Origin of the sequence: Mycobacterium sp. E3247, assembly GCF_001667785.1 — a bacterium.
Classification (GTDB): Bacteria; Actinomycetota; Actinomycetes; order Mycobacteriales; family Mycobacteriaceae; genus Mycobacterium.
This window is the reverse complement of the sequence record NZ_LZJG01000317.1, coordinates 1-21,084: the sequence shown is the minus strand read 5'-3', so window position 1 is coordinate 21,084 and position 21,084 is coordinate 1. Positions and strand designations below refer to the sequence as shown.

Annotated in this window: 22 protein-coding genes; 14 read left to right on the top strand and 8 right to left on the bottom strand. The window is 68.1% G+C overall.

Annotation, left to right across the window (positions count from 1 at the left end):
* The first annotated feature begins 2 nt into the window (after positions 1 to 2).
* Genes A9X04_RS17355 through A9X04_RS17345 form a run of 3 tightly spaced genes read left to right on the top strand, consistent with a single transcriptional unit; the run spans position 3 to position 2,925 of the window.
* Positions 3 to 1,727 carry a virulence factor Mce family protein gene (locus A9X04_RS17355; protein WP_067922935.1) on the top strand — a complete coding sequence of 575 codons (1,725 nt, stop codon included), beginning with the start codon at positions 3 to 5 and terminating at the stop codon, positions 1,725 to 1,727.
* Complete coding sequence (locus A9X04_RS17350) at positions 1,727 to 2,434, top strand: mammalian cell entry protein (protein ID WP_067922933.1); 708 nt, start codon at positions 1,727 to 1,729, stop codon at positions 2,432 to 2,434. Before A9X04_RS17355 ends, A9X04_RS17350 begins: the two co-directional genes overlap by 1 nt.
* On the top strand, positions 2,434 to 2,925 hold the full coding sequence (locus A9X04_RS17345; protein WP_067922931.1) for a mammalian cell entry protein: 492 nt from the start codon (positions 2,434 to 2,436) through the stop codon (positions 2,923 to 2,925). The genes A9X04_RS17350 and A9X04_RS17345 overlap by 1 nt, the downstream gene beginning before the upstream one ends.
* Here the strand turns inward: A9X04_RS17345 and A9X04_RS17340 are convergent.
* The 3 genes from A9X04_RS17340 to A9X04_RS30500 form a co-directional block, all read right to left on the bottom strand.
* Complete coding sequence (locus A9X04_RS17340) at positions 2,922 to 3,500, bottom strand: hypothetical protein (RefSeq protein WP_067922928.1); 579 nt, start codon at positions 3,498 to 3,500, stop codon at positions 2,922 to 2,924. The two genes, A9X04_RS17345 and A9X04_RS17340, sit on opposite strands and share 4 nt — an antisense overlap.
* 69 nt (positions 3,501 to 3,569) lie before the next feature.
* On the bottom strand, positions 3,570 to 5,051 hold the full coding sequence (locus A9X04_RS17335) for a trehalose-6-phosphate synthase (RefSeq protein WP_067922925.1): 1,482 nt from the start codon (positions 5,049 to 5,051) through the stop codon (positions 3,570 to 3,572).
* Entirely contained in the window at positions 5,052 to 5,216 is a 165-nt protein-coding gene (locus A9X04_RS30500) for a hypothetical protein (protein WP_102419489.1), read from the bottom strand.
* A 170-nt stretch (positions 5,217 to 5,386) separates the two neighbouring features.
* Here A9X04_RS30500 and A9X04_RS17330 point away from each other — a divergent pair, with 170 nt between their 5' ends.
* From A9X04_RS17330 to A9X04_RS17320, 3 genes are all read left to right on the top strand, one after another.
* Complete coding sequence (locus tag A9X04_RS17330; RefSeq protein WP_082975067.1) at positions 5,387 to 6,244, top strand: DivIVA domain-containing protein; 858 nt, start codon at positions 5,387 to 5,389, stop codon at positions 6,242 to 6,244.
* Positions 6,245 to 6,327: 83 nt separating this feature from the next.
* Positions 6,328 to 7,251, top strand: coding sequence for an enoyl-CoA hydratase (locus A9X04_RS17325; protein WP_067922919.1), 924 nt, complete (start codon positions 6,328 to 6,330; stop codon positions 7,249 to 7,251).
* A gap of 94 nt (positions 7,252 to 7,345) precedes the next feature.
* Positions 7,346 to 8,176, top strand: a complete 831-nt coding sequence (locus A9X04_RS17320) for an SDR family oxidoreductase (protein WP_067922916.1) — start codon at positions 7,346 to 7,348, stop codon at positions 8,174 to 8,176.
* Here A9X04_RS17320 and A9X04_RS17315 read toward each other — a convergent pair.
* A complete protein-coding gene (locus tag A9X04_RS17315) occupies positions 8,159 to 9,052 on the bottom strand; it encodes an NAD(P)-dependent oxidoreductase (protein WP_067922913.1) in 894 nt (297 codons plus the stop codon). The two genes, A9X04_RS17320 and A9X04_RS17315, sit on opposite strands and share 18 nt — an antisense overlap.
* Before the next feature lie 76 nt (positions 9,053 to 9,128).
* Between A9X04_RS17315 and A9X04_RS17310 the strand changes: the two genes are divergently transcribed.
* Entirely contained in the window at positions 9,129 to 9,920 is a 792-nt protein-coding gene (locus A9X04_RS17310) for an SDR family NAD(P)-dependent oxidoreductase (protein WP_067922910.1), read from the top strand.
* Positions 9,921 to 9,964: 44 nt separating this feature from the next.
* Here A9X04_RS17310 and A9X04_RS17305 read toward each other — a convergent pair whose 3' ends face one another.
* Positions 9,965 to 11,518: an LCP family protein gene (locus tag A9X04_RS17305; protein WP_156764396.1), complete on the bottom strand. Its 1,554-nt coding sequence runs from the start codon at positions 11,516 to 11,518 to the stop codon at positions 9,965 to 9,967.
* A gap of 278 nt (positions 11,519 to 11,796) precedes the next feature.
* Complete coding sequence (locus A9X04_RS17300; protein ID WP_067922904.1) at positions 11,797 to 12,069, bottom strand: hypothetical protein; 273 nt, start codon at positions 12,067 to 12,069, stop codon at positions 11,797 to 11,799.
* Between the two features lie 62 nt (positions 12,070 to 12,131).
* Between A9X04_RS17300 and A9X04_RS17295 the strand changes: the two genes are divergently transcribed.
* Positions 12,132 to 13,280, top strand: a complete 1,149-nt coding sequence (locus A9X04_RS17295; RefSeq protein WP_067922903.1) for a TDT family transporter — start codon at positions 12,132 to 12,134, stop codon at positions 13,278 to 13,280.
* A gap of 440 nt (positions 13,281 to 13,720) precedes the next feature.
* On the opposite strand, the gene A9X04_RS17290 is transcribed toward A9X04_RS17295, so the two are convergent.
* Entirely contained in the window at positions 13,721 to 15,205 is a 1,485-nt protein-coding gene (locus A9X04_RS17290) for an amidase (RefSeq protein WP_067922901.1), read from the bottom strand.
* Positions 15,206 to 15,296: 91 nt separating this feature from the next.
* Between A9X04_RS17290 and A9X04_RS17285 the strand changes: the two genes are divergently transcribed.
* The 6 genes from A9X04_RS17285 (at position 15,297) to A9X04_RS17260 (ending at position 19,711) form a co-directional block, all read left to right on the top strand.
* Complete coding sequence (locus A9X04_RS17285) at positions 15,297 to 16,163, top strand: alpha/beta fold hydrolase (RefSeq protein WP_197509202.1); 867 nt, start codon at positions 15,297 to 15,299, stop codon at positions 16,161 to 16,163.
* A 173-nt stretch (positions 16,164 to 16,336) separates the two neighbouring features.
* Positions 16,337 to 16,984, top strand: coding sequence for a trypsin (locus A9X04_RS17280; protein WP_067922899.1), 648 nt, complete (start codon positions 16,337 to 16,339; stop codon positions 16,982 to 16,984).
* Positions 16,985 to 17,142: 158 nt separating this feature from the next.
* On the top strand, positions 17,143 to 17,610 hold the full coding sequence (locus A9X04_RS17275; RefSeq protein WP_067922989.1) for a lipoprotein LpqH: 468 nt from the start codon (positions 17,143 to 17,145) through the stop codon (positions 17,608 to 17,610).
* Positions 17,611 to 17,650: 40 nt separating this feature from the next.
* Positions 17,651 to 18,574, top strand: coding sequence for an MAP_0585 family protein (locus A9X04_RS30495; protein ID WP_067922896.1), 924 nt, complete (start codon positions 17,651 to 17,653; stop codon positions 18,572 to 18,574).
* A 110-nt stretch (positions 18,575 to 18,684) separates the two neighbouring features.
* A complete protein-coding gene (locus tag A9X04_RS17265) occupies positions 18,685 to 18,924 on the top strand; it encodes a hypothetical protein (protein WP_067922891.1) in 240 nt (79 codons plus the stop codon).
* A 16-nt stretch (positions 18,925 to 18,940) separates the two neighbouring features.
* Positions 18,941 to 19,711, top strand: coding sequence for an enoyl-CoA hydratase (locus A9X04_RS17260; protein WP_231985754.1), 771 nt, complete (start codon positions 18,941 to 18,943; stop codon positions 19,709 to 19,711).
* 72 nt (positions 19,712 to 19,783) lie between these two features.
* Here the strand turns inward: A9X04_RS17260 and A9X04_RS17255 are convergent, their stop codons facing one another.
* A complete protein-coding gene (locus A9X04_RS17255; protein WP_067922987.1) occupies positions 19,784 to 20,710 on the bottom strand; it encodes a lytic transglycosylase domain-containing protein in 927 nt (308 codons plus the stop codon).
* Positions 20,711 to 21,084: the final 374 nt, after the last annotated feature.

Below are 21,084 nucleotides of genomic sequence, written 5' to 3'. Positions count from 1 at the left end.
AGATGCACGACAGACTCACCAAGATCCAACTTTGGATCTTCGCGGTGATCACCGCCATCACGTTGACGGTGATGGCAATCTTCTACCTGCGGCTGCCCGCGACCTTCGGGCTCGGAACCTACGCCGGCACCGCCGATTTCGTCGCCGGCGGCGGCCTCTACAAGAACGCCAACATCACCTATCGCGGCGTCGCCGTGGGACGGGTGGAATCGGTGGGCCTCAACCCCAATGGCGTCACCGCGGAGATGCGGCTGAACAGCGGCACGCCGATTCCGTCGAACGTCACCGCGACCGTCAAGAGCGTGTCGGCCGTCGGCGAGCAATACATCGACCTGGTACCGCCCAGTACGCCGGCGTCGACCAAGTTGCGCAACGGGTTTCGAATCGAGCGGCAGAACACCCGGATCGGCCAGGATGTCGCCGACCTGCTGAAGCGGGCCGAGGCGCTGACCAACAGCCTGGGCGACACCCGCCTGCGCGAGCTGCTGCATGAGACATTCATCGCGACCAACGGGTCGGGCCCCGAGCTGGCCCGGCTCTTCGAATCCGCCCGGTTGCTGGTGGACGAGGCCAATGCGAACTATCCGCAGGCTTCGCAGCTCATCGACGAGGCCGGTCCCTTCCTGCAGGCACAGATTCGCGCCGGCGCCGACATCAAGACGCTGTCCGACGGGCTGGCGCGGTTCACCTCCGAGGTGCGGCAGGCCGACCCGGAGCTTCGCCAGACGCTGGCCACCGCCCCGGGTGCCACCGACGAGGCCAGCACCGCGTTCTCCGGTATCCGCCCCTCCTTCCCGGCGCTGGCCGCCAGCCTGGCCAACCTCGGCCGGGTGGGCGTCATCTACCACAAGTCGATCGAGCATCTTCTGGTCGTCTTACCGGCGCTGTTTGCCGCGATCATCACGATGGCGGGCGGTCCACCTCTCGACGAGGGCGGCAAGCTGGACTTCAAGCTGGACCTGAACGACCCGCCGCCGTGTGCGGTCGGCTTCCTCCCGCCGCCATTGATGCGCACACCCGCCGACGAGACCGTGCGCGAGCTGCCGAAGGATATGTACTGCAAGGTCGCCCAAAACGACCCCAGCACGGTACGTGGCGCCCGCAACTACCCCTGCCAAGAGTTCCCCGGGAAGCGCGCGCCCACGATTCAGCTCTGTCGTGACCCGAAGGGCTATGTGCCCGTTGGGCGTAACCCATGGCGAGGTCCGCCGGTCCCGTACGACACTCCGATGACAAACGGTCTGAACGTCTTGCCGCCCAACAAGTTCCCCTACATCCCTCCGGGCGCGGAACCCGACCCCGGCACTCCGATCGTCGGGCCGCCCCCGCCCGGGGTGGTGCCCGGGCCGGGGCCGCTGCCGAACAAGCAGCCGGCATATGATCCGCCGCCGCCCAACGACAACGGGCCGCCACCACCCTTCACGTCGTGGCAGCCTCCGGGGATTCCACCCGTGCCGCCGCAACTGCCCTATCCCAAGTGGCTGCCACCACCGGCGCCGCCAGAAGGTATCAATCCCCCGCCGGCCGGTCCCGGACCGGAGAAGCCGTGGGGGCCGCCGCCGGGCCCGCAGCCGCAGGCCAGCGGACCGGCGTATACGACCTATGACGAGAAGACCGGCGCGTTCAAGGACCCGGCCGGCGGCACCGGTATTTTTGCGGCCGGAGCCAGCGGCGCATCCAGCGCCGAGAACTGGGTGGACCTGATGCGTGATCCAAGGCCGATGTAATGGACGCTGTCGCAGCAGAAGAGCAGACAACCAAACCCCGCGTCCGTCGTCGGGCGTCGCGCGCGGCGGGTCCCGCGAAATCGGAGGAGGCCAAGGCCGCGCCGGTGAGCGTCGAGGTCCCGGCCGGGTCCAAGTCGCCGGCGAAGCTCGCCAAGCCAGGGAAGGCCCTGAAACCTCCGCCGCGACGCCAACCCAACCGAAGGCTGGTGGCGTGGATCTCGTTTGCGGCCGCAGTGCTGGCCGTTGGGGCGCTTGCCGGCTGCGTGGCCCTGTTGCGAGTCCAGCAACGACACGCTCACGCCGCAGAGGCGCGTGACCAGCGTTTCGTCGACACCGCCAGGCAGACCGTGGTCAACATGTTCAGCTACAAACAGGACAACATCGACGAGAGCGTGAATCGCTTCGTCGACGGCACCAGCGGCCCGCTTCGCGGGATGCTTGGCGCCAACAACAACGTCGAAAACCTCAAGGCCATCTTCCGCACTACCAATGCGACGTCGGAGGCGGTCGTCAACGGCGCAGCGCTGGAAGGCATCGACACGGTCGCCGACAACGCGTCCGTCCTGGTCTCCGTGCGCGTCACGGTCGCCGACATCGACGGCGTCAACAAGCCCTCCATGCCATATCGTCTGCGCGTGATCGTGCACGAAGACGAGACCGGGCGAATGACCGGCTACGACATCAAATACCCGAACGGCGGTAATTGATGCGATGGCTGCGCTGGCTGGCGGCCGCCGCGAGTTACCTGGCGGTCGTGGCGTTCGTCGGACTGTCCGCGGTGGGCGGCTGGCTGTATTGGGACCGCGTGCAGACCCGCGGCGAGCAGGCGGCGCGTGCGGTCCTGCCAGGGTTGGCGGCCAAGGAGATTCCCGAGGTCTTCGCCTACGACTACCAGACCGTCGAGCGGAGCCTGACGGCCGCGTATCCGCTGTTGACGCCGGAATATCGCGCTGAATTCCAGAAGAGCGCCAACACGCAGATCATCCCCGAGGCCAAAAAGCGTGAAGTGGTTGTGCAGGCTAACGTGGTCGGCGCGGGAGTCATGTCGGCCAAACGGGATTCGGCATCGCTGATGGTCTACATGAACCGTACGGTGACAGACAAATCACGCCAGCCGCTCTACGACGGCAGCCGGTTGCGGGTGGACTTCAAAAAGATCGGCAAGCAGTGGCTGATCGCCTACATCACGCCGATCTAGTAGCACATCGCAATCGCGTTGCAGTACAACGGATAACGCTCGACCGGGCTGGGCGGGGGGCCGCTCAGTGTAAGCGAGAACGGTTGCTTCTTCATCGCCGGTTCCATCCCGCAGACGGCACCGTGCAGGGTGGTGTGGGTGCCGCTCATCGTCTCGTCGCTGAAAGCCCACGTTTCGGTGGAAGGGGCGGTGCCGCCGCCCGGACATGACACACCGTCAGCCTTGTCGACCTTGAAAGTCCACAGCATGCTCGACATCCGCGCCCGGCCGCTGTAGTTCTGCAGTTTGTCGGCGGCGCTAATCCGCTCGTCCGTGAAACTCACGATGTTTAGGGCGCAGTTCATCGCGAAAACGATTGGGTCGGAATAGTCGTTCATGTTCCGGGTTCCGGAGGGCTGATCGCAGATGGCCGTGACGGTCCAGGTCACCCCCGACACGCCCGCCTCGTTGTAGCTGTAGTTGCCGTCCGGCGGCGGTCCGAGCGCCTTGGCGGGCGCCCCGGATTCCAGCGCAATTCCCGTTGCGACGGCGACGAAGATGCCGGTGCCCGCAGCCAGTCCGTGACGGAGCTTCATCTGACCCCTCCCTCCGCGATCCCTTGAGTATCACAGCGATTACGCGGCAACACCATGGGTTCGCGCGGCCTAGTTGGCATCGTGAGGACGCGACTCCGCCAACGCGTCCAGGAACGACCGCGCCCAACGGTCGACGTCGTGCGCCAGGACCTGGCGCCGCATCGACCGCATCCGGCGCCGGCCCTCCTCGACGGGCTGGTTGAGCGCCGCCTCGATCGCGTCCTTCACGCCGTCGAGGTCGTGCGGGTTGACCAGATAGGCCTGCCGGAGTTCGTCGGCGGCGCCGGTGAATTCGGACAGCACCAGCGCGCCGCCGAGATCGCTGCGGCATGCGACGTACTCCTTGGCCACCAGGTTCATGCCGTCGCGCAGCGGGGTGACCAGCATGACGTCGGCGGCCACGAAGAACGCGATCAATTCGTTGCGGGGGACCGGACGGTGCAAGTAGTGCACCACCGGATGGCCGACCTCTGCGTATTCGCCGTTGATGTGTCCCACTTCGCGCTCGATGTCGTCACGCAGAATCTGATAGCTCTCCACGCGTTCGCGGCTCGGCGTGGCGAGCTGGACCAGCACGGTGTCGTCGCGCTTCGCGCGTCCCTCCGCGAGCAGCTCCGAGAAGGCCTTGAGCCGCACGTCGATGCCCTTGGTGTAGTCGAGCCGGTCGACGCCGAGCAGCACCTTGCGGGGGTTGCCCAGCTCGGCCCGGATCTCCCGGGCGCGCCGCCTGATGTCGCGATCGCGGGCGGCATGATCGAGCGAGCCGGAGTCAATGGAGATGGGGAACGCGCCCACCCGGACGACGCGCGACCCGAGATCGACCTCGCCGTATCGCGAGCGCACCCCAACCGATCCGCGGGAGGTGTTGACGCCGATCAGCCGCCTGGACAGGAACAGGAAGTTCTGCGCCCCCCCGCTCAAGTGGAAGCCCACCAGGTCGGCGCCGAGCAGGCCCTCGATGATCTCGGTGCGCCAGGGCAGCTGCATGAACAGCTCCACCGGCGGGAAGGGGATGTGCAGGAAGAAGCCGATGGTGACGTCGGGTCGCAGTTCGCGCAGCATCTTGGGAACCAGTTGCAGTTGGTAGTCCTGCACCCACACGGTGGCGCCCCGGGCGGCGGCGCGGGAGGTGGCTTCCGCGAAGCGCCGGTTGACCTCGACGTAGCGTTCCCACCATTGGCGGTGGTAGATCGGCTTGACGATGACGTCGTGATAGAGCGGCCACAGCGTGGCGTTCGAGAACCCCTCGTAGTACTGGGCGATGTCGTCGGCGCTCAGCCGCACCGGGCGGAGCTCCAGGTCCTCCTGCACGATCGGCTCGTCGTCGAAGTCGACCTCTTCCTCGGCGATGCCGGCCCAACCGACCCATGCGCCGCGCCGGCGGCGTAGCAGCGGCTCCAGCGCCGTCACCAGGCCGCCCGGGCTGCGCTTCCACGCCGTGGTGCCGTCGGGAAGCCGCTCCTGGTCCACCGGAAGCCGGTTGGCGACCACGACGAAGTCGGAGTTGCCGAAGGTCGGCATCTTCGAGTCGTGCCCGTTCCCGGGAGTCATTTACGCGTCGAGTTTTGCGGGTCCAATGCCGAGCATGGACAGGAACACGCGGCACTCGTCGGCGTCGTTCGCGTACGCCGCGACAACCCGCCTGGCCTGGCTCGCGGTGCTGTCGGCGACCGGTTCGACGTCGCCGATCTCGCCAGGGTCAGATTTGGTAGCCATGACTTAACTGTAGGTGATGCAGCATGGGCAGGTGGGTGAGGACTTGATGTAGCTAACGAGTTGTTCGCTGTTCAGCCGCCAATAACGCACGTGTAGAACAACTGCAATAACCTCGTCGGCAACCGTCCCGGCTTTACGTGGCCCGCGACGCCAAAGACTTCGGAAACAGGATGGTTCTCACCCCCGCTGACGTCCACAATGTCGCATTCTCGCGTCCGCGCATCGGCAAGCGCGGTTACAACGAGCAAGAGGTCGACATCTTCATCGACCTGGTCGAGCAAGAGCTGACTCGGCACCTGCAAAAGGAAACCGAGCTCCGCAGCCGCTGCGCCGAGCTGCTCAAACGCGCTGGCACATTGGACCGACGGGAAGCCGAGCTTTCCGAGCGCGAGGCGGCCCTCGTCCAGTACGAACACGACGTGCGCGCCTGGGAGAGCCGGGTGCGCGAGCAGGAGGCGCGACTCGCCCAGCGGGCGGGCGGGCTCGCGAAGCGGGCCAACCCGTTGCCCCAACAACTGGCCCAGATCCGGCATCGGGAGGCGCAGGTCGCCGGGCGGGAGGCCGAGCTTGCGCAGTGGGCGGACGAGCTGGGGCGGCGGGAAGCCGAACTGCGCTTGCGGGTACAGCAGCAACAGGCCACCGTCTTGCCCATCGCGGCGGACGCCGCCGCAGGCCAGGCGCCGCGAGCCTACCGCCACGCGCAGCCGCTGAGGGCCGTGCCGAAGTCCGCCGCGTCCAACGGGTCGGCCCGCATCGACGAGGTGCGTGCGGTCGCCTCGGTGCGCGGGCGGCACGACATGGAGAGGATGGCGATCCGGGCCGTCACAGATCAGCTCGGCAACACCGTGACCGAGACCGTCCATGAGCGGACCCGGAGGGCCCTACTCGACCACGACAGTCCGGCGGCGCCCGCCGACCACCAAGTCGAACTCGAGCGGCTGAAGGCAGAGAACGCCGAGCTGAACCGCTCGTTGCGGCTGCTCAAGGCGGCGGCCGCCTCTCTCGCGGCCGCCCTTGATCGCCCGTAGTCGGCCCACCCAGCGGTGAGTCGATTACACACTGGCCGTAATGTGTAAACACGTGGGACCTGGCGACGAATGAGGTGGGCCGAATGACAGTGTCAGAGCAAGCCGGTGCCCAGACGGGCGACGCCAACGCCGAAGAGTTGGTGACTTACGAAACCCTCGACGAGGGCCGCATCGCGCGCATCTGGCTCAACCGTCCGGAGGCACACAACGCGCAAAGCCGCGGCCTGCTGGTCCAGCTCGACGAGGCGTTTCTGCGCGCTGAGGCCGACGACACCGTGCGCGTGGTGATCCTGGCGGCGCGCGGCCGCAACTTCTCCGCAGGCCACGACCTGGGTTCGGAGCTGGCGATCGCCGAGCGCAGCCAGCTTCCCAGCTTTCGCATCAACGGTGGGACCCGCGATCCGATCGTGGAGAAGCTCTACCTGCAGGAGTGGCACTACTTCTTCCAGAACACCTGCCGCTGGCGGGATTTGCGCAAGATCACCATCGCCCAGGTGCAAGGCAACGCGATCTCCGCGGGCCTGATGCTGATCTGGGCGTGCGATCTGATCGTGGCCGCCGACAACGCGAAGTTCAGCGACGTGGTCGCGGTGCGCCTGGGCATGCCGGGTGTCGAATACTACGCCCACCCTTGGGAATTCGGTCCGCGCAAGGCCAAAGAGCTGCTGCTGACCGGGGACTCGCTCGACGCCGACGAGGCGTATCGGCTGGGCATGGTGTCCAAGGTGTTCCCCGTCGACGAGTTGGCGGACAAGACTCTGGAATTCGCCCGGCGCATCGCCGACCGGCCCACAATGGCGGCCCTGCTCGTCAAGGACTCGGTCAACGCCGCCTCCGACGCAATGGGATTCACCGAGGCGTTGCGGCACGCGTTCCACATCCACGAACTGGGCCACGCGCACTGGGCGGCCCACAACGAGAACCGGTACGCGGTGGGCCTGCCGCCCGAGGTCGAGGACTGGCGCAACGCCAAGCCCACGCAGGTGGCCCGCCGCGACACGCCGTAGCAGGTCGCCGGTCCCACGTGGCCACCCGTTGCCGCGGCGAGTTCTCCGCGTGGTTCGATATCTGGAACCTGTTTGGAGTTTGAGAGGGCGTCGCGTGCAGCTTTCTTTCGAAAACCGGACGTATCTGGTCACCGGCGGTGGCAGCGGAATCGGCAAGGGCGTGGCCGCCGGGCTGGTCGCGGCGGGCGCCTCGGTCATGATCGTGGGCCGCAATTCCGACCGGTTGGCGGGGGCCGTCAGCGAGATCGAGGCCCTTTCGGGCGGCGGTTCCATTCGCTACGAGCCGACCGACGTCACGAATGAGGAGGAGGCCGCCCGCGCGGTGGACGCCGCGACGGCCTGGCACGGTCAACTCCACGGGGCGGTGCATTGCGCAGGTGGCTCCGAGACGATCGGACCGATCACCCAGATCGACTCAGAAGCCTGGCGGCGCACCGTCGACCTGAACGTCAACGGCACCATGTACGTGCTCAAGCACGTCGCGCGCGAGCTGGTGCGGGGTGGCGGGGGATCGTTCGTGGGCATCTCGTCGATCGCGGCCAGCAACACCCATCGCTGGTTCGGCGCCTATGGGGTGAGCAAGTCGGCCATCGACCACATGATGCAGTTGGCCGCCGACGAACTCGGACCGTCCTGGGTGCGGGTCAACAGCATTCGGCCGGGCCTGATCCGCACCGATCTGGTCGCGCCGGTGTTCGCCCTGCCGGAGGTGGCCGAGGATTACCGCGAGTGCACGCCGCTGCCCCGCCCCGGCGAGGTCGAGGACGTCGCCAACCTGGCGATGTTCCTGCTCAGCGACGCGGCCTGCTACATCACCGGGCAGGTCATCAACGTCGACGGTGGGCTGATGTTGCGGCGCGGCCCGGACTACTCCGCCATGCTGGAGCCGGCGTTCGGCGCCGACGGGCTACGGGGAGTGGTCTGACGCCAGGCCGGCGTCGCGGTCGGCGAGCGTGGCGAGCGCCGACCAGTCCAGGTGCCCGCCGCCCGATGCCACCAGGGCCAGGAAGCGGTCGCGCAGCAGGCTTGCCACCGGCAGGGGCACCTGCAACTGCTCCCCGGCGGCGAGCGCCAGCCGGACGTCCTTGAGGCCCAGCTCGGCGGCGAACCCGGCCGGCTCGAACTCCCGGCGCGCGATCAACCCGCCGTAGGTCTGGTAGACGGGGGCGGCGAACAACGTCGACGTGAGGATGTCGACGTACTGCTGCCTGTCGACCCCGGCCTTGGCCACCAGCGCCACGGCCTCACTCACACTCTCGATCACCGACGCGATGAGGAAGTTGCCGCTCAGTTTGACCAGGTTGGCGGTGTGCGGCTGCTCGGATACCACGAAGGTCCGCTGGCTGATCGCGTCGAACAGCGGGGAGAGCGCCTGTAGCACCTGCGGCTCGCCCGCCGCAACAACGAAAAGCTTTGCCGCCGCGGCTGCGTCGGGCCTGCCGAACACCGGTGCCGCGGCGTAGCGCTGGCCGGCTTCGGCGTGTGCGGCCGCCAGGCGCTCCGAGAGGGCGACACTGATGGTGCTCGACGAGACGTGCGTGGCGCCCGGAGCCAGCGAAGCGACTACGCCGGCCTCACCGAACACCACATCCTCGACGGCGTGGTCGTCGGCGAGCATGGTGAACACCACCTCGCCGTGGCACGCCTCCGCCACGGCGGGCGCCGCCGCGGCGCCCTGCTGCACAAGCGTCGCCGTCTTGTCGGGGGAGCGGTTGTAGACGATCACGCGGTGGCCCGCCTTCAACAGGTTCGCGGCCATGCCCTGGCCCATCTTGCCCAAGCCGATAAATCCGATGTCCATGCGTCCACTCTGCCTTGTCCGGGGGCCGTCCTTTGCAATGATGAGCCCCTAGCGACGCGACGAGCAGGGAGCGGCAATGAAGCGACTCGAGGGCAAACGGATCCTGGTGACCGGCGCCGCGTCGGGCATCGGGCAGGCGACCGCGCTGCGACTCCTCGACGAGGGCGCCACGGTGGTGGCCTCCGACGTCGCGGAGGGCGGCCTGGGCGCCACTCGTGCCCGCGCCGACGAGGCGGAGACGGCCGGTCGTCTGACCACCATGCTGATGGACGTGGGCAACGAGGATTCGGTGGTCGACGGCGTGTGCCGGGCCGTCGAAACGCTCGGCGGCCTGGATTCGTTGGTCAACGCCGCCGGCATCCTGCGTGCCGCGCACACCCACCAGACCTCGCTGGAACTGTGGAACCAGATCGTCGGCGTCAACCTGACCGGCACGTTTCTCGTTGTGCGGGAAGCGCTTCCGGCATTATTGGCGAATTCGCGCAGCGCGATCGTCAACTTCAGTTCGACGTCCGCCTCTTTCGCTCACCCGTATATGGCGGCATACGCCGCGAGTAAGGGCGGGATCCAGGCGTTCACGCATTCGCTGGCGCTCGAGTACGCGCGCGACGGCCTGCGCGCGGTGTGCGTGGCACCCGGCAGCATCAAGTCCGGGATCACCGATGCAACCGGCGGATACATCCCGAAAGACGCTGACTGGGCGCTGTTTTCAAGGTTGATGCCGATTCTGCCGACCACGGTGGAGTCCAGCGGCACCGGGATGGCCGATCCGTCGGTGGTGGCCGGGGTGATCGCCATGCTGGTGTCCGAGGACGGCGCGTTCATCACCGGAACCGAGATCCGCATCGACGGCGGGACGCACGCCTAGCCGGCGACCCGCGGCGGCCCGCTGCGCCCGGTTTCGCCGCGCGGCTAGTTAACGCACGGCACGCCGCCGCCGTCGATCGGCTTCCCCTGATCGGGCGTCGGATAGGTCGTCGTGGTGCCGTTGTAGTAGTACGGCTTGGCCTTGGTGGACGTCGTGGTGGTCGCGGTTTCGTCGGTGCTGTCGTCAACCATGGATACCGAGAAATTCGTATCGACGGTCACCCTGATGTGGCCGGGCTGAACGCTGGGGTCGGGCTGGCCGGGCGCGTCGAGGCCGAGCAGTTTGGCCACGTTCGCCGCGTCGGCTTCCACACCGGCGCCGTACGCGACCGTGCTCGCCGTAGGCTCGCCCGAGTTGCGGTCGCGGGTCTGGCCCGTCGTGTAGCCGTGGTTCTGCAGGGCGCGGGACACCTCGGTCGCGAGTCCACTCGTGCTGCCCGCATTGATCACATCGACGACGGTCGACGGACTGGGCTTGGCGGCCGTGGTGGCGGGCGCTGTGGTTGTGGGCGAGGCGCCGATCGCCGTGGCCACCTCGGCCTTGATCGCCGCCGGGTCGATGATGTTGACGTCCTGACCGTCGATGTTGTCGTAGCGCACCACCGGCAGCGTGCGGAACTCGACGTGGCCGCTGGAGGCCAGTGAACCGAGCCGCTGGATCATCTCCTCGTCCCAACCGGCCGACAACACCACATCCTTGCGTGCCACGGCCATCAGGCTTTTGAGCTTGTCCAGATTGGTGAAGGTCCCCGCGGCCTGCAGCTCCTGCATGACCGACGAAATGAACGCCTGCTGCCGATGGGTGCGGTCCAGGTCCCCGTTCTCCAGGCCGTGGCGCTGCCGCACAAAGGACAGGGCCTCTGACGCGTCCAAGGTCTGCCGCCCGGCCGGGAAGTCGGCGCCCGAGTACGAGTCGTAGACGGGGTGGTTGAGGCAGACCTCCACCCCGCCCAGGGTTTGGGCCAGGTCGTAGAACCCGGCCAGGTTGACCTCGGCGAAGTAGTCGATCGGTACGCCGGTCAGGCTCCGCACGGCACGCAGAGTCGCCGCCCGGCCGGCTTCCCGGCCCTTGGTCTCGAGTTCCTTCTGAGTGCTGGTGCCCTGGTTGGCGAGCTTGTTAGCGACGTACTGCTTGGTCAGGCCGTACGCCTCTTTGATCTTGATGTGGTTGTAACCCGGCACCCCGTTGAAGGCGACCCAGTCGTCGCGTGGGATCGAGAAGGCGACGACTTTGTCGTCGGCCCCGACGTGCACCAGGATCAGGGTGTTGGTGTTGTAGCCGCCGTCGTCGGAATCGCCCGCGTGCAGGTGCTTCAGAATCGACCAGGGCAGGTCGTTGCCGTCCTGGTCTTTGCGGGAGTCCAGCCCGATCAGCAGGATGTTCATGTTGTCGCCGCTGGAGCGCGGGTCGTCGGGCTGCAGGGCGTTCGAGACGGTGATGCCGCCCAGCGCGCCGTGCGCGACGTAGTACCCCGCCCCGGTCAGGCCGACGGCCGCCACGGACACCAGCGCGCCCAAGGTGCGCGTCAGTCCCTTGCGGAATCGGGAGGGCTGACGGACGGCTCGATGACGGTGGTGGGCACCGCCAGAGCGGGCCATCACAATCCTCGGCCCAAACCCAGCGCATCGCCGGGCACCGCGGCGGCGGTTTGCGGCGACGTCGCTTCAAGCATGGTGTCAAGTATGCGTTAGCTTGCTGTGAAGCCCCCAATCGAGAACGGGTTCCCGGCACGCTCGACCGGCAGCGCCCGGCCGGCCGTCGGGGCGGCAGCATCTGCCTGACCAGCGTGTTCCGAGCGAACCGTCTCGCGGGGGTTTCACCGACGTCACATGGCCGGCGTGACCGAATCGAACTTGTGATCGAGCCGAAATGACGGCTATCCGGCTTTGACGAGGTCCTCGCCCGACTCGTAGAACACGGTGATGTTCGAGCCGGTCACGATCTCTGCGAGGTACACACCGAGCGGCTCCACCTCGTAGTAGTAGTGAACGTTGCCCCGGGGGTCGACCGCCGTAGCGCACGACAAGCCCGGCGCCCCGCAGCGTTGTTTGATGGGTACGGCGAGAACGGCGAGGGCCACCATAACGGCAATCCCGGCGACCAGCCGACCCCTGCCGAAGGCCCGCCTGGTCGTTGGTGCCGGATGCATCACCGTTGGAGTGTAAGCGGCAGGCCAGCCCGATCCGGCTCGGCGCAGTAGGTTTTGCAGCTATGGCCATTGCAAACCCCGGCGGCGCTGCATCGCCGCAGACCCGGGTCGAGGTGCTGGGCAATATCGGGCCCAACTGGTTCGCCGCGGTGATGGGCACCGGGATCGTGGCCAGCGCCGGCGCGGCCCTGCCCGTGCACGTGGTGGGACTGCGCGCCTTCGCCCAGGTGGTCTGGGTGATCGCCGCCGTCCTGCTGGTGGTGCTCATCGTCCTGGTCGGGGGCCACTGGTTGCGCCACCCCACGGTGGCGCGCACGCACGCCCGCAATCCGCAGATGGCGCACTTCTACGGCGCCGCCCCGATGGCGCTGATGACGGTCGGCGGGGGAGCGGTGCTGGTCGGAAGGGATCTGCTCGGCGAGCGTGTCGCGGTAGACCTGGACTGGGTGTTGTGGACGGCGGGAACGCTGGGCGGGCTGTTCACCGCTGTCAGCATCCCGTTTTTGATGTTCACCCAGCACAACGTCGAGCCCGACGCGGCCTTCGGGGGCTGGCTGATGCCGGTGGTCCCGCCCATGGTGACCGCGGCCATGGGGGCGCTGCTACTGCCGCACATGACGGCGGGCACCGGACGCGAAACCATGCTGTACGGCTGCTACGCGATGTTCGGCCTGTCGTTGCTGGCTTCGCTGAACATCATCGCGATGATCTGGGCGCGCCTGACCCTCTACGGCACGTCGGGCTCGGCGCGGGTGCCGACGCTGTGGATCGTCCTGGGTCCGCTCGGCCAATCGATCACCGCCGCAGGGCTTTTGGGTGCAAGCGCGGGACTGGCTGTCAACCCCGAGCTGGCCGAGGACCTGAATGCCTTCGCGATCCTGTACGGAGTTCCGGTGTGGGGTTTCGCGGTGTTGTGGATCGCGCTGGCCACGGCGCTGACCGTGCGCACGCTGCGTCGCGGCATGCCGTTCGCGCTGACGTGGTGGAGCCTGACCTTCCCGGTCGGAACGTTCGTCACGGGCACCTCGCAGCTCGCCGGCCACACGCACCTGCCCGCTTTCCGGGTGGCTGCGGTGATCGCGTACGCCGGGCTGTTGTTCACCTGGCTGCTGGTGGCCGTGCGCACCGCGCGGGGGAGCCTGCGCGGCAACCTGCTCAAGCTGCCGCCGAGCACCGCGCCGGTCAAGGCCAGCAAGGAACCGGTGTCCTGAAGCCGCGGCGGGCGAGTTCGTCCGCGTTTCGGCGCCCGGGGTCGGCGGGTAGGCAACCCTGAGCCGATCGGAGGTGCTAAATGATGGACACGATCGAGCCGCCGGAGCGTGGCACTCCCGACGAGACGCCCGAGCGGCTGGCGCCGGCCGAGACACCCGAGCGGCTAACCCCGGCGGAACCGCCGGAGCGTTTGACGCCGTCGGAGCCGTCCGAGCGTCAGCCGCGGACACGAGCAGCTTGACGAGATCGGAGGTTGAGGATGCGCGCTGAGGAAGGCGACGAAACCGTTAGCGACTACGCGGCGGAGGGAAAGCAAGCTCTCGGCAGGATCAAGGCTTCACAATGGGCCGGGAGCCGCCTCGGCGATGTCGCCCGGCGGTTTTCGCGCCTGTGGCGCGGCGATCACTCGTCGGAAGGCAAACCGGACGCATAGGGGTGGTCACGCGGGCGCGGGATACCGGTGGGCCCACGGGGCGGCGTCCTCGAGTTGGGCTGCCAGCTGCAGGAGGTCGGCGTCGGCGCCCAGGCGCCCGACGAATTGAACCCCGAGGGGAAGCCCGTCGTCGGTCCAGTGCAGGGGCACGCTGATCGCGGGGCGTCCGGTGATGTTGGCGAGCTGCGTATAGGGCACCCATCCCAGGCTCTCCTGGACCAATTGGTCGAGAATCCCGCTGAGCGCCATGAGTTTTCCCGCGCGCAGCTTGCTGGCGATGCGGGCCACCTGTTGGAGGGGCCGCGGCGTGGCCGTCGCGCCGACCCGGAGCGGTGGCGTGGCCAGGGTGGGGGTCAGCAAGCAATCGAAGGTCTCGTGGAACCCCGCCAGGGATCGGATGTGGTTGTTGCGGTTCTCCAGCGCGAGGATCGGTGCCAGCACGCCGGTGGACCGGGCGAGTTCACTCACGGCCAAGGTGTCGGCCTCGAAATCGCGGTCGCCGGCGCCGGTGCGCTGTCTGGCGTCCGCGACGTGCTGGTAGAGCTGGGCGAACCAGATGGTGAGAAAGTCACGGGCGAGGGCGGCGTCGTCGTACGGCGGCCGAACCTCCTCGACCCCGTGCCCCAGACCGCTCAGGAGCGATACCGCCCGTTCCACCGCGGCGACGGCTTCCCGGTCCGGGTGTGGGTTGATCGCCGAGGACCACGAGTACCCGATCCGCAGCGTGCGCGGACGACGCTTGACGTGGTCGGCGAAAGTGCCTCGCGGAAGGGCGACTTCGTAGGCCGCGTACGGATCGCGGCCGACGATCGCGTCGCACAGCGCGGCGCTGTCACGCACCGTGCGCGAAACGACGCCCTGGGTCACCATCCCGAACATCGGCTCGCCGGTCTGCGGCCCGTACGGCGAAAGTCCCCGGCTGAACTTGAGGCCGACGAGCCCGTTGCAGGCGGCGGGGATGCGGATGGATCCGCCGCCGTCGTTGGCCCCCGCGGCCGGGACGATCCCGGCCGCGACCGCCGCCCCGGAACCTCCGGACGAGCCGCCGGGGGTGTGCTGGGTGTTCCACGGATTACGTGCCGGCCCCCAGTAATCGGATTCCGTCACGCCCTTGGCCCCGAACTCGGGGGTGTTGGTCATCGCGAAGATCACCAGCCCCGCGTCCAGGAACCGCTGCGTCACCAGGGCGTGTCGATCGGCCACGTCGTTGGCCAGCGAGCGGGAACCGCTCGAGGTCGGGAAGCCGCGATACTCCTGCGCGAGGTCTTTGATCACGAAGGGCACACCGGCGAACGGTCCACTCAGGGCCGGGTCGGCGGCCCGCCTGTCCGCGACCTCGCCGAGGTGGCGGACGATCGCGTTCAACCGCGGATTGACGGCGTCCGCCCGCCGCCGTGCCAGTGCGAGAAGTTCGGACGCCGTGACCTGCTTGCGCTGGACCAGTTCGGCCAACGCGGTCGCATCCAAGGACAGGTATTCGTCAAGCTGCATCGGTTTCTCCTCAGGACGCTCCGCTGCATCGTATTGGAGCCGCTTCGGGGCCCGGGTCGGCGCCGAAACGGCTTAGTATCACCTGATGCCCATGGCAGTGGAACCGTTTTCGATCCAGGGTCCCGGCGGCGTGCGCATCGTCGCCGACCGGCTGGGCGATCCGCAGGCGCGGGCCGTGGTGTTCCTGCACGGTGGCGGGCAGACGCGTCGTTCGTGGGGCAAGGCCGCCGCCGCCGTCGCGCAGCGCGGCTGGCAGGCCGTCACCGTCGACCTGCGCGGCCACGGGGAATCCGATTGGTCCGACGCGGGCGACTATCGCGTCGTCAGCTTCGCCGGCGACGTCCGCGAAGTGCTGGGCACGCTGCCCCCGCAACCGGTGCTCGTCGGCGCATCCCTGGGCGGCTTCACGTCGATGCTGCTCGCGGGTGAGCTCTCCCCGGGCATCGCCAGCGCGGTGGTGTTGGTCGACATCGTGCCCAACATGGACCAGTCAGGGGCGAATCGGATCCACGCCTTCATGTCCGACCGGGTGGAATCGGGGTTCGCCTCACTTGACGAAGTCGCCGACGCCATCGCCGAATACAACCCGCACCGGCCGCGGCCCACCGACCTGGACGGCCTGACCACGAATCTGCGCCGCCGCGGCGATCGCTGGTACTGGCACTGGGATCCCCAGTTCATCAGCGGAACCGCCGCGTTTCCGCCGTTCGAGGTTACCGACCCCGATCGCATGCACGCGGCCGTCGACGCGATCCTGCGCGACGGCGTGCCGATGCTGTTGATTCGGGGACAGATGAGTGACCTCGTCAGCCAGGAACGCGCCGACGAATTCCTGGCGCGCTTCCCGCAGGTCGAGTTCAGCGACGTGCGCGGTGCGGGGCACATGGTGGCCGGTGATCGCAACGACATCTTCGCCGACGCCGTGCTGGGCTTCCTCGCCCGCCACGTCGGCGACTGATCATCGGTTTGTCGCCCTCGCGGCGAAAGCTGTTGCGGTGCAGAGCAATCGCCACCGATTTGCCGTTTACGTCAATTCGCCGCGGGCGGGCCGGCGGGCGTATTCCGAACGGCCGGGCGGCCGAAACCCGCTCCCGCTGTTAGCATGCTGCCCGATACATCAAGAGAGGTGGCGTGGCCATGCGGTGGTTGCGAGGGTTGGGCCTGGTCGGCGCTGTGGTCGTCGCCACGATGGCGTTGGCGAATCCCGCGCGTGCGGATTCGGGCGTGACGCCGGGCATGAAGGTTGAGGATGAAAATAACTCGTGCACAGCGGGTTTCGCGGCGAAGGGTAACGACGGCAGCTATTACCTGATGACCAGCGGCCACTGCGACGCCCATGACGGTTCGTTGTGGACGTACGGGAATTCGTTACCGCTCGGGAGGATCAGCGCCAGCGAGCAGGAGGGTGAGACGCGGGACGCGGCGATCATCCGCCTCGATCCGGGCGTCGGCGCGCCGATAGGTGATGTCGGCGGCAGGTATGTGGTCCGGGATGTGTTGAACGGCGACCAAATTCGGGAGGGTGTGCCGTTCTGCAAGATCGGTGCGGTCACCGGCGAGACCTGTGGGGTCGTCAAGCATGTCGAAGGTGGCGTTGTCACAGCCAGCGTGTTCAGCCTCAACGGGGACAGCGGCAGCCCCGGTTTCGTGAAGAACGATGACGGCACCGTGAGTGCGGTGGGTTTGTTGATGTCTTCGCCCGAGGGCGACGACAACACCACCGACTTCGTACTCGTCGATCCGCTACTGGGCAAGTGGGGGTTGCGCGTTCTGCCGTAGTGTGCGGCGTCGCGACACCGCGTTTCTCTTTCACTGGCAGCGGGTACCCGGGCTCGCGGCATTGCGGGCGTCCGTGCTGCAGGTTCGGCGTGGGCTCGCGGAGTCGACCAGGCCAACGAGTTGGCAGTGCGGCACCAGCGACACGAAGGAGAGCAGTGGTGAAGCGTGGGTTCGTCGTCGGCATGGCGGGCGTGGCCGTGGTGGCCGCCGCCTGCGCCGGCTGTTCGAGTAACAAGTCAACCACCGGGTCCTCGTCCTCGTCGTCGCCGTCGGCGGCCGGCCCGCAGGTCATCGTGGACGGTCAGGCGCAGAACGTCAGCGGCCAGGTCACCTGCGCCCCGGCGGGCGACAACACCAACATCGGCATCGGTGACCCCACAGCCGGTGTCGGCGCGGTGGTCAGCAACGCCAACCCGCCCATCGTTCACTCGGTCGGGCTCGGCAGCGTCAACGGCATCACCCTCGGCTTCTCCGACGCCGCTCCCAACCAGGGCGGCAACGCCGGAGCCGCGGTGAACGGGAAAACCTATGCGATCAAGGGCACCGCAACCGGGCTCGACATGAGCAACCCGCAACAACCGCAGCAGGTGACCAAGTCATTCGAGTTGGACGTCACCTGCCCCTAGTGCAGGCGATCCACACCCAAGAGGGGACGCAGCTATGTCAATGAAACGTGTTGTCAGCGCGGCGGCGCTCGCGGCGGGCCTGAGTATCTCCGCGATCACATTGAACGCCGGTTCGGCCTCCGCGGCTCCGCTCGGCCCGCCCCCGCCATGCCCGAACTGCCACGGAGGTGGTGGCGGTGGTGGTGGCGGCGCTCCCGGCGGCGGCGGCGGTGGTCCGCAGAGCGGCCCGGGCGGTCAGCAGGCCGGACCCGGCGGCGCGCCGGGCGGGCAGAACAATCCTCCCCAAGGGGGCCAGGGCCCGAACAACCCGCCGCAGGGCGGCCCGAGCAGCCCGCCGCAGGGCGGGCAGAACGAGCAGGGCCGCCAGAACAACCCGCCGCAGGGTGGGCAGAACCCGCCGGCGCCCGACGAGCACGGGCAGTACCCCCAGCAGGGCGGCCCGAACGAGCAGCCGAACAACGCGCCGAACGATCACGGGCCGAACCCGCCAGGTGGGCAATCCAACGCGCCGGCGAGCGAACACAACGCGCCGCCGCCGGAGGGCAGGCAGGCCCTCAACCCGCCGAGCACGCAGCCACCGCACCAGCCCTATGTCCCGCGCGGGACCTATGTCAGCGGCAACGCCCAAGTTGGCGGGCCCGGCGACGCGCGGACCGGCTTCAGCGTCGTGGACCACGGCGCGCCGCCCCCGCCGCCGCCGCGAGGACACGGCTGGAACGACGGCCCGGCACCCGGCCACGCGCCGCCACACTGGGTGGGCGCGCCGCCTCCGGGCGGCTGGGACGGTCCGCCGCCTCCCGGCGGCTGGAACCGTCCGTGGTCCGGGCCTCCGCGTGACGTCGTCGTGGCGCAGGCCGATTTCGGGCCGTTCCAGTACGACACCTACACCGCCATCCCGGTCTTCAACTGGCAGTTCGGCGGTTGGGGCTTCTGGTACATGGGAGTCTGGGTCCCGCTGTACTGACGGTCCGGTCTGACTGGGTCGCCGCAACGGGCCGCCGACCGACGCAGCCGCTACAGCCGCGGTGCGCCCGTCGGCGGGCGGTCGGCGGGTGGTCGTGGCAGGCTCCGGGAATGGATGTGCGGGAAAACGTTCGCCGAGCCATCGAGGTCATGACGGCGTGGACGTCGGACAGCGGCAATGAATTCGCATGGAGCCGGCTCGTCGAGAACGTCACCAACGAACCCGACGGCGAAATCATGCTGCTGATGGGTTTCGTCAATCTCGCCGGCGAGTTGGGCATCAAGCTGGAGAGGGCGACCGGCCAGACGATGCGCACCCATCTGCAAGACATCGCCCTGAAGTACCTGTGAGGGCCGCGTGAACACGATGGACAAGCGGTTCGTTCGGGTCGGCCGCGACGGCGGTGTGCTCTCGGTCGAGCTGATCAATTCCAAATCGCTCAACATCGTCGGCACGGCCGCCATCGAGGAATTGACACGGGCGTTCGTCACCGCCGGTGATGACGATGACGTTCGGGTGGTCGTCCTGCGCGGGGCCGGGGACGCGGCGTTCATCGGCGGCGCCGACATTCATGAGATGGTCGCCCTGGACCGCGTCAGCGCCGAAGCCTTCATCCGTCGGCTCGCGGGCCTTTGCGAGGCGATCCGTCAATGCCCCGTCCCGGTCATCGCCCGGCTCGCCGGGTATTGCCTGGGCGGTGGGCTCGAGGTCGCGATGTGCTGCGATCTGCGGATCGCCGAGTCCGGCGCCGAATTCGGCATGCCCGAAGTGGCGGTCGGAATTCCCTCGGTGATCCATGCGGCCTTGATGCCGGCGTTGATCGGGGCGTCGCACGCGGCCTGGCTCCTGCTGACGGGCGAAACGATCGGCGCCGGCACGGCCGTCACGTGGGGCCTGGTGCACGAGGCGGTCGCTCCCGACGCGCTTGACTCTCGCATCGCCGCGCTCGCGGGGAGGCTCGCGGGATTCGGCCCGCACGCGGTCCGCCAGCAGAAGCGGTTGCTCAACAAGTGGTTCGACATGACGGTGCACGGGGCGATCGAGGACAGCATCGAGCAGTTCGGTCTGGCGTTTCTGACCGGGGAGCCACAAGAGCACATGCGGGCGTTCCTCGCGCGCAAGAAGGACCGAGCCTAGCGCCGGCGCATAACGGGGACGTTGAGTGCGAAATCCCTTGCGGTGCTTGCTTATCAGCCGGGCGTATGGTCTTTACTGCGGGTGAGTGGCGAGGTAGTCCCCGACGGGGATCGGGGCCGGCGCTGAGTAACCGACGGGCAGCAGAACGTCGCCGGCGGTGGTGACGTAATAGACGTCCCAGCGGTAGTAGGTGGGGAACGCGGCCGGATCGGCGGCGATCAATGCGGCGTATTGGTCGACCGCACCGACGTATTGGTGCGCGTGGTTGTAGCCGTAGATGGCGCGAGCGGGGTCGTTGGCGAAGCCGTTGGCGGCGAGGAACCGGCCCGCCGCCATGATGCTGTCGCGGGGCGAGTTGATGTCGCCGCCCTGGCCGTAGGTGGCGAAGGTCGACGGCAAGAACTGCATGGGCCCTTGGGCGCCGGCCGTGCTGACCCCGTTGATGCTGCCGAAGCGGGTCTCGACGAAGTTGATCGCGGCCAGGTAGTTCCAGCCGACGCCGGTCTCGGCTTCCGCCGCGTGGTAGTCGTTCATCAGCTCGTCGGCCGGGACCGGGGGGTCGATCCGCCACGCGGGAAGCGTGTCTTTCGCGGGCGTCATAGCCTGCAGCTGGCGCCGGGCGTCGAGGTTGCGGTCGTAGACGTCGGCCAGTTCGGGCGGGATGCGTGGCCGGGTGATCGAGTCCCATTCGGGGTGCCTCCCGATGGCCCGGTACGCGGCCTGCTCCCGGTGTGCCGCCGCTACCAACGCCGGCTCCGGCGTTGAGGGGTCACGCAGCACCCGTTCGTCGGCGACCAGGTCGTCGGCCAGTCGTGCGGGATCGGTCGCCAGCTGGGGCTGTTCGCCGAGGGGTGGGCTTGGTGCGGCGGGCGCCGCCCTGGATGCGAGCGGAGTGGCCGCCGCACTCGGTCCGTTCGCAGCCGTTGGCGCGGTGGCGGTCGGCTTCACGGCCGACGATGAACAACCGGCGATTGTGAACACGGCCACGCAGAGCAACATCGGCGCGGTGTGCCGTATTGTCCGGATATTCGCGACGCGGTCACGGCTCACTGTGATCACTTCCGTCGATTGCCCTGATCAGTCTTCCGCATCGAGCGGTCCGACATCAATGCGGCCGACCGACTGCGGCGCCGGCGGAAGTGGAAATTCCTTCGAGTTGCGGCCGATACCGGCGCATTCCAGACTGGGAAATCAGCTTCCCTGCAGAGCGGAATTGTTATATGCCTGACGCCCCGGCCCGACCGTCGACGAGACGAACCGGGGTCCTGATGCGCCCGGCGATTCTGGTCGCAGTGCTGACGGCGTTTGTCGCCGGACCGCAGATGCCGCCTTTGTTGCCGCCCGGGTGCGCGATTGGCTGGACCATGGTCGGG

Excerpts from the sequence above, each read along its gene's own strand:
- A9X04_RS30495 (WP_067922896.1), top strand. The coding sequence starts at position 17,651 with ATGAAACGTGTTGTCAGCGCGGCGGCGCTCGCGGCGGGCCTGAGTATC.
- A9X04_RS17315 (WP_067922913.1), bottom strand. The coding sequence starts at position 9,052 with ATGGACATCGGATTTATCGGCTTGGGCAAGATGGGCCAGGGCATGGCC.
- A9X04_RS17300 (WP_067922904.1), bottom strand. The coding sequence starts at position 12,069 with ATGCATCCGGCACCAACGACCAGGCGGGCCTTCGGCAGGGGTCGGCTG.
- A9X04_RS17345 (WP_067922931.1), top strand. The coding sequence starts at position 2,434 with ATGCGATGGCTGCGCTGGCTGGCGGCCGCCGCGAGTTACCTGGCGGTC.
- A9X04_RS17290 (WP_067922901.1), bottom strand. The coding sequence starts at position 15,205 with ATGCAGCTTGACGAATACCTGTCCTTGGATGCGACCGCGTTGGCCGAA.
- A9X04_RS17310 (WP_067922910.1), top strand. The coding sequence starts at position 9,129 with ATGAAGCGACTCGAGGGCAAACGGATCCTGGTGACCGGCGCCGCGTCG.
- A9X04_RS17285 (WP_197509202.1), top strand. The coding sequence starts at position 15,297 with ATGGCAGTGGAACCGTTTTCGATCCAGGGTCCCGGCGGCGTGCGCATC.
- A9X04_RS17355 (WP_067922935.1), top strand. The coding sequence starts at position 3 with ATGCACGACAGACTCACCAAGATCCAACTTTGGATCTTCGCGGTGATC.
- A9X04_RS17325 (WP_067922919.1), top strand. The coding sequence starts at position 6,328 with ATGACAGTGTCAGAGCAAGCCGGTGCCCAGACGGGCGACGCCAACGCC.
- A9X04_RS17330 (WP_082975067.1), top strand. The coding sequence starts at position 5,387 with ATGGTTCTCACCCCCGCTGACGTCCACAATGTCGCATTCTCGCGTCCG.
- A9X04_RS17260 (WP_231985754.1), top strand. The coding sequence starts at position 18,941 with ATGGACAAGCGGTTCGTTCGGGTCGGCCGCGACGGCGGTGTGCTCTCG.
- A9X04_RS17295 (WP_067922903.1), top strand. The coding sequence starts at position 12,132 with ATGGCCATTGCAAACCCCGGCGGCGCTGCATCGCCGCAGACCCGGGTC.
- A9X04_RS30500 (WP_102419489.1), bottom strand. The coding sequence starts at position 5,216 with ATGGCTACCAAATCTGACCCTGGCGAGATCGGCGACGTCGAACCGGTC.
- A9X04_RS17265 (WP_067922891.1), top strand. The coding sequence starts at position 18,685 with ATGGATGTGCGGGAAAACGTTCGCCGAGCCATCGAGGTCATGACGGCG.
- A9X04_RS17305 (WP_156764396.1), bottom strand. The coding sequence starts at position 11,518 with ATGGCCCGCTCTGGCGGTGCCCACCACCGTCATCGAGCCGTCCGTCAG.
- A9X04_RS17340 (WP_067922928.1), bottom strand. The coding sequence starts at position 3,500 with ATGAAGCTCCGTCACGGACTGGCTGCGGGCACCGGCATCTTCGTCGCC.
- A9X04_RS17350 (WP_067922933.1), top strand. The coding sequence starts at position 1,727 with ATGGACGCTGTCGCAGCAGAAGAGCAGACAACCAAACCCCGCGTCCGT.
- A9X04_RS17335 (WP_067922925.1), bottom strand. The coding sequence starts at position 5,051 with ATGACTCCCGGGAACGGGCACGACTCGAAGATGCCGACCTTCGGCAAC.
- A9X04_RS17255 (WP_067922987.1), bottom strand. The coding sequence starts at position 20,710 with ATGTTGCTCTGCGTGGCCGTGTTCACAATCGCCGGTTGTTCATCGTCG.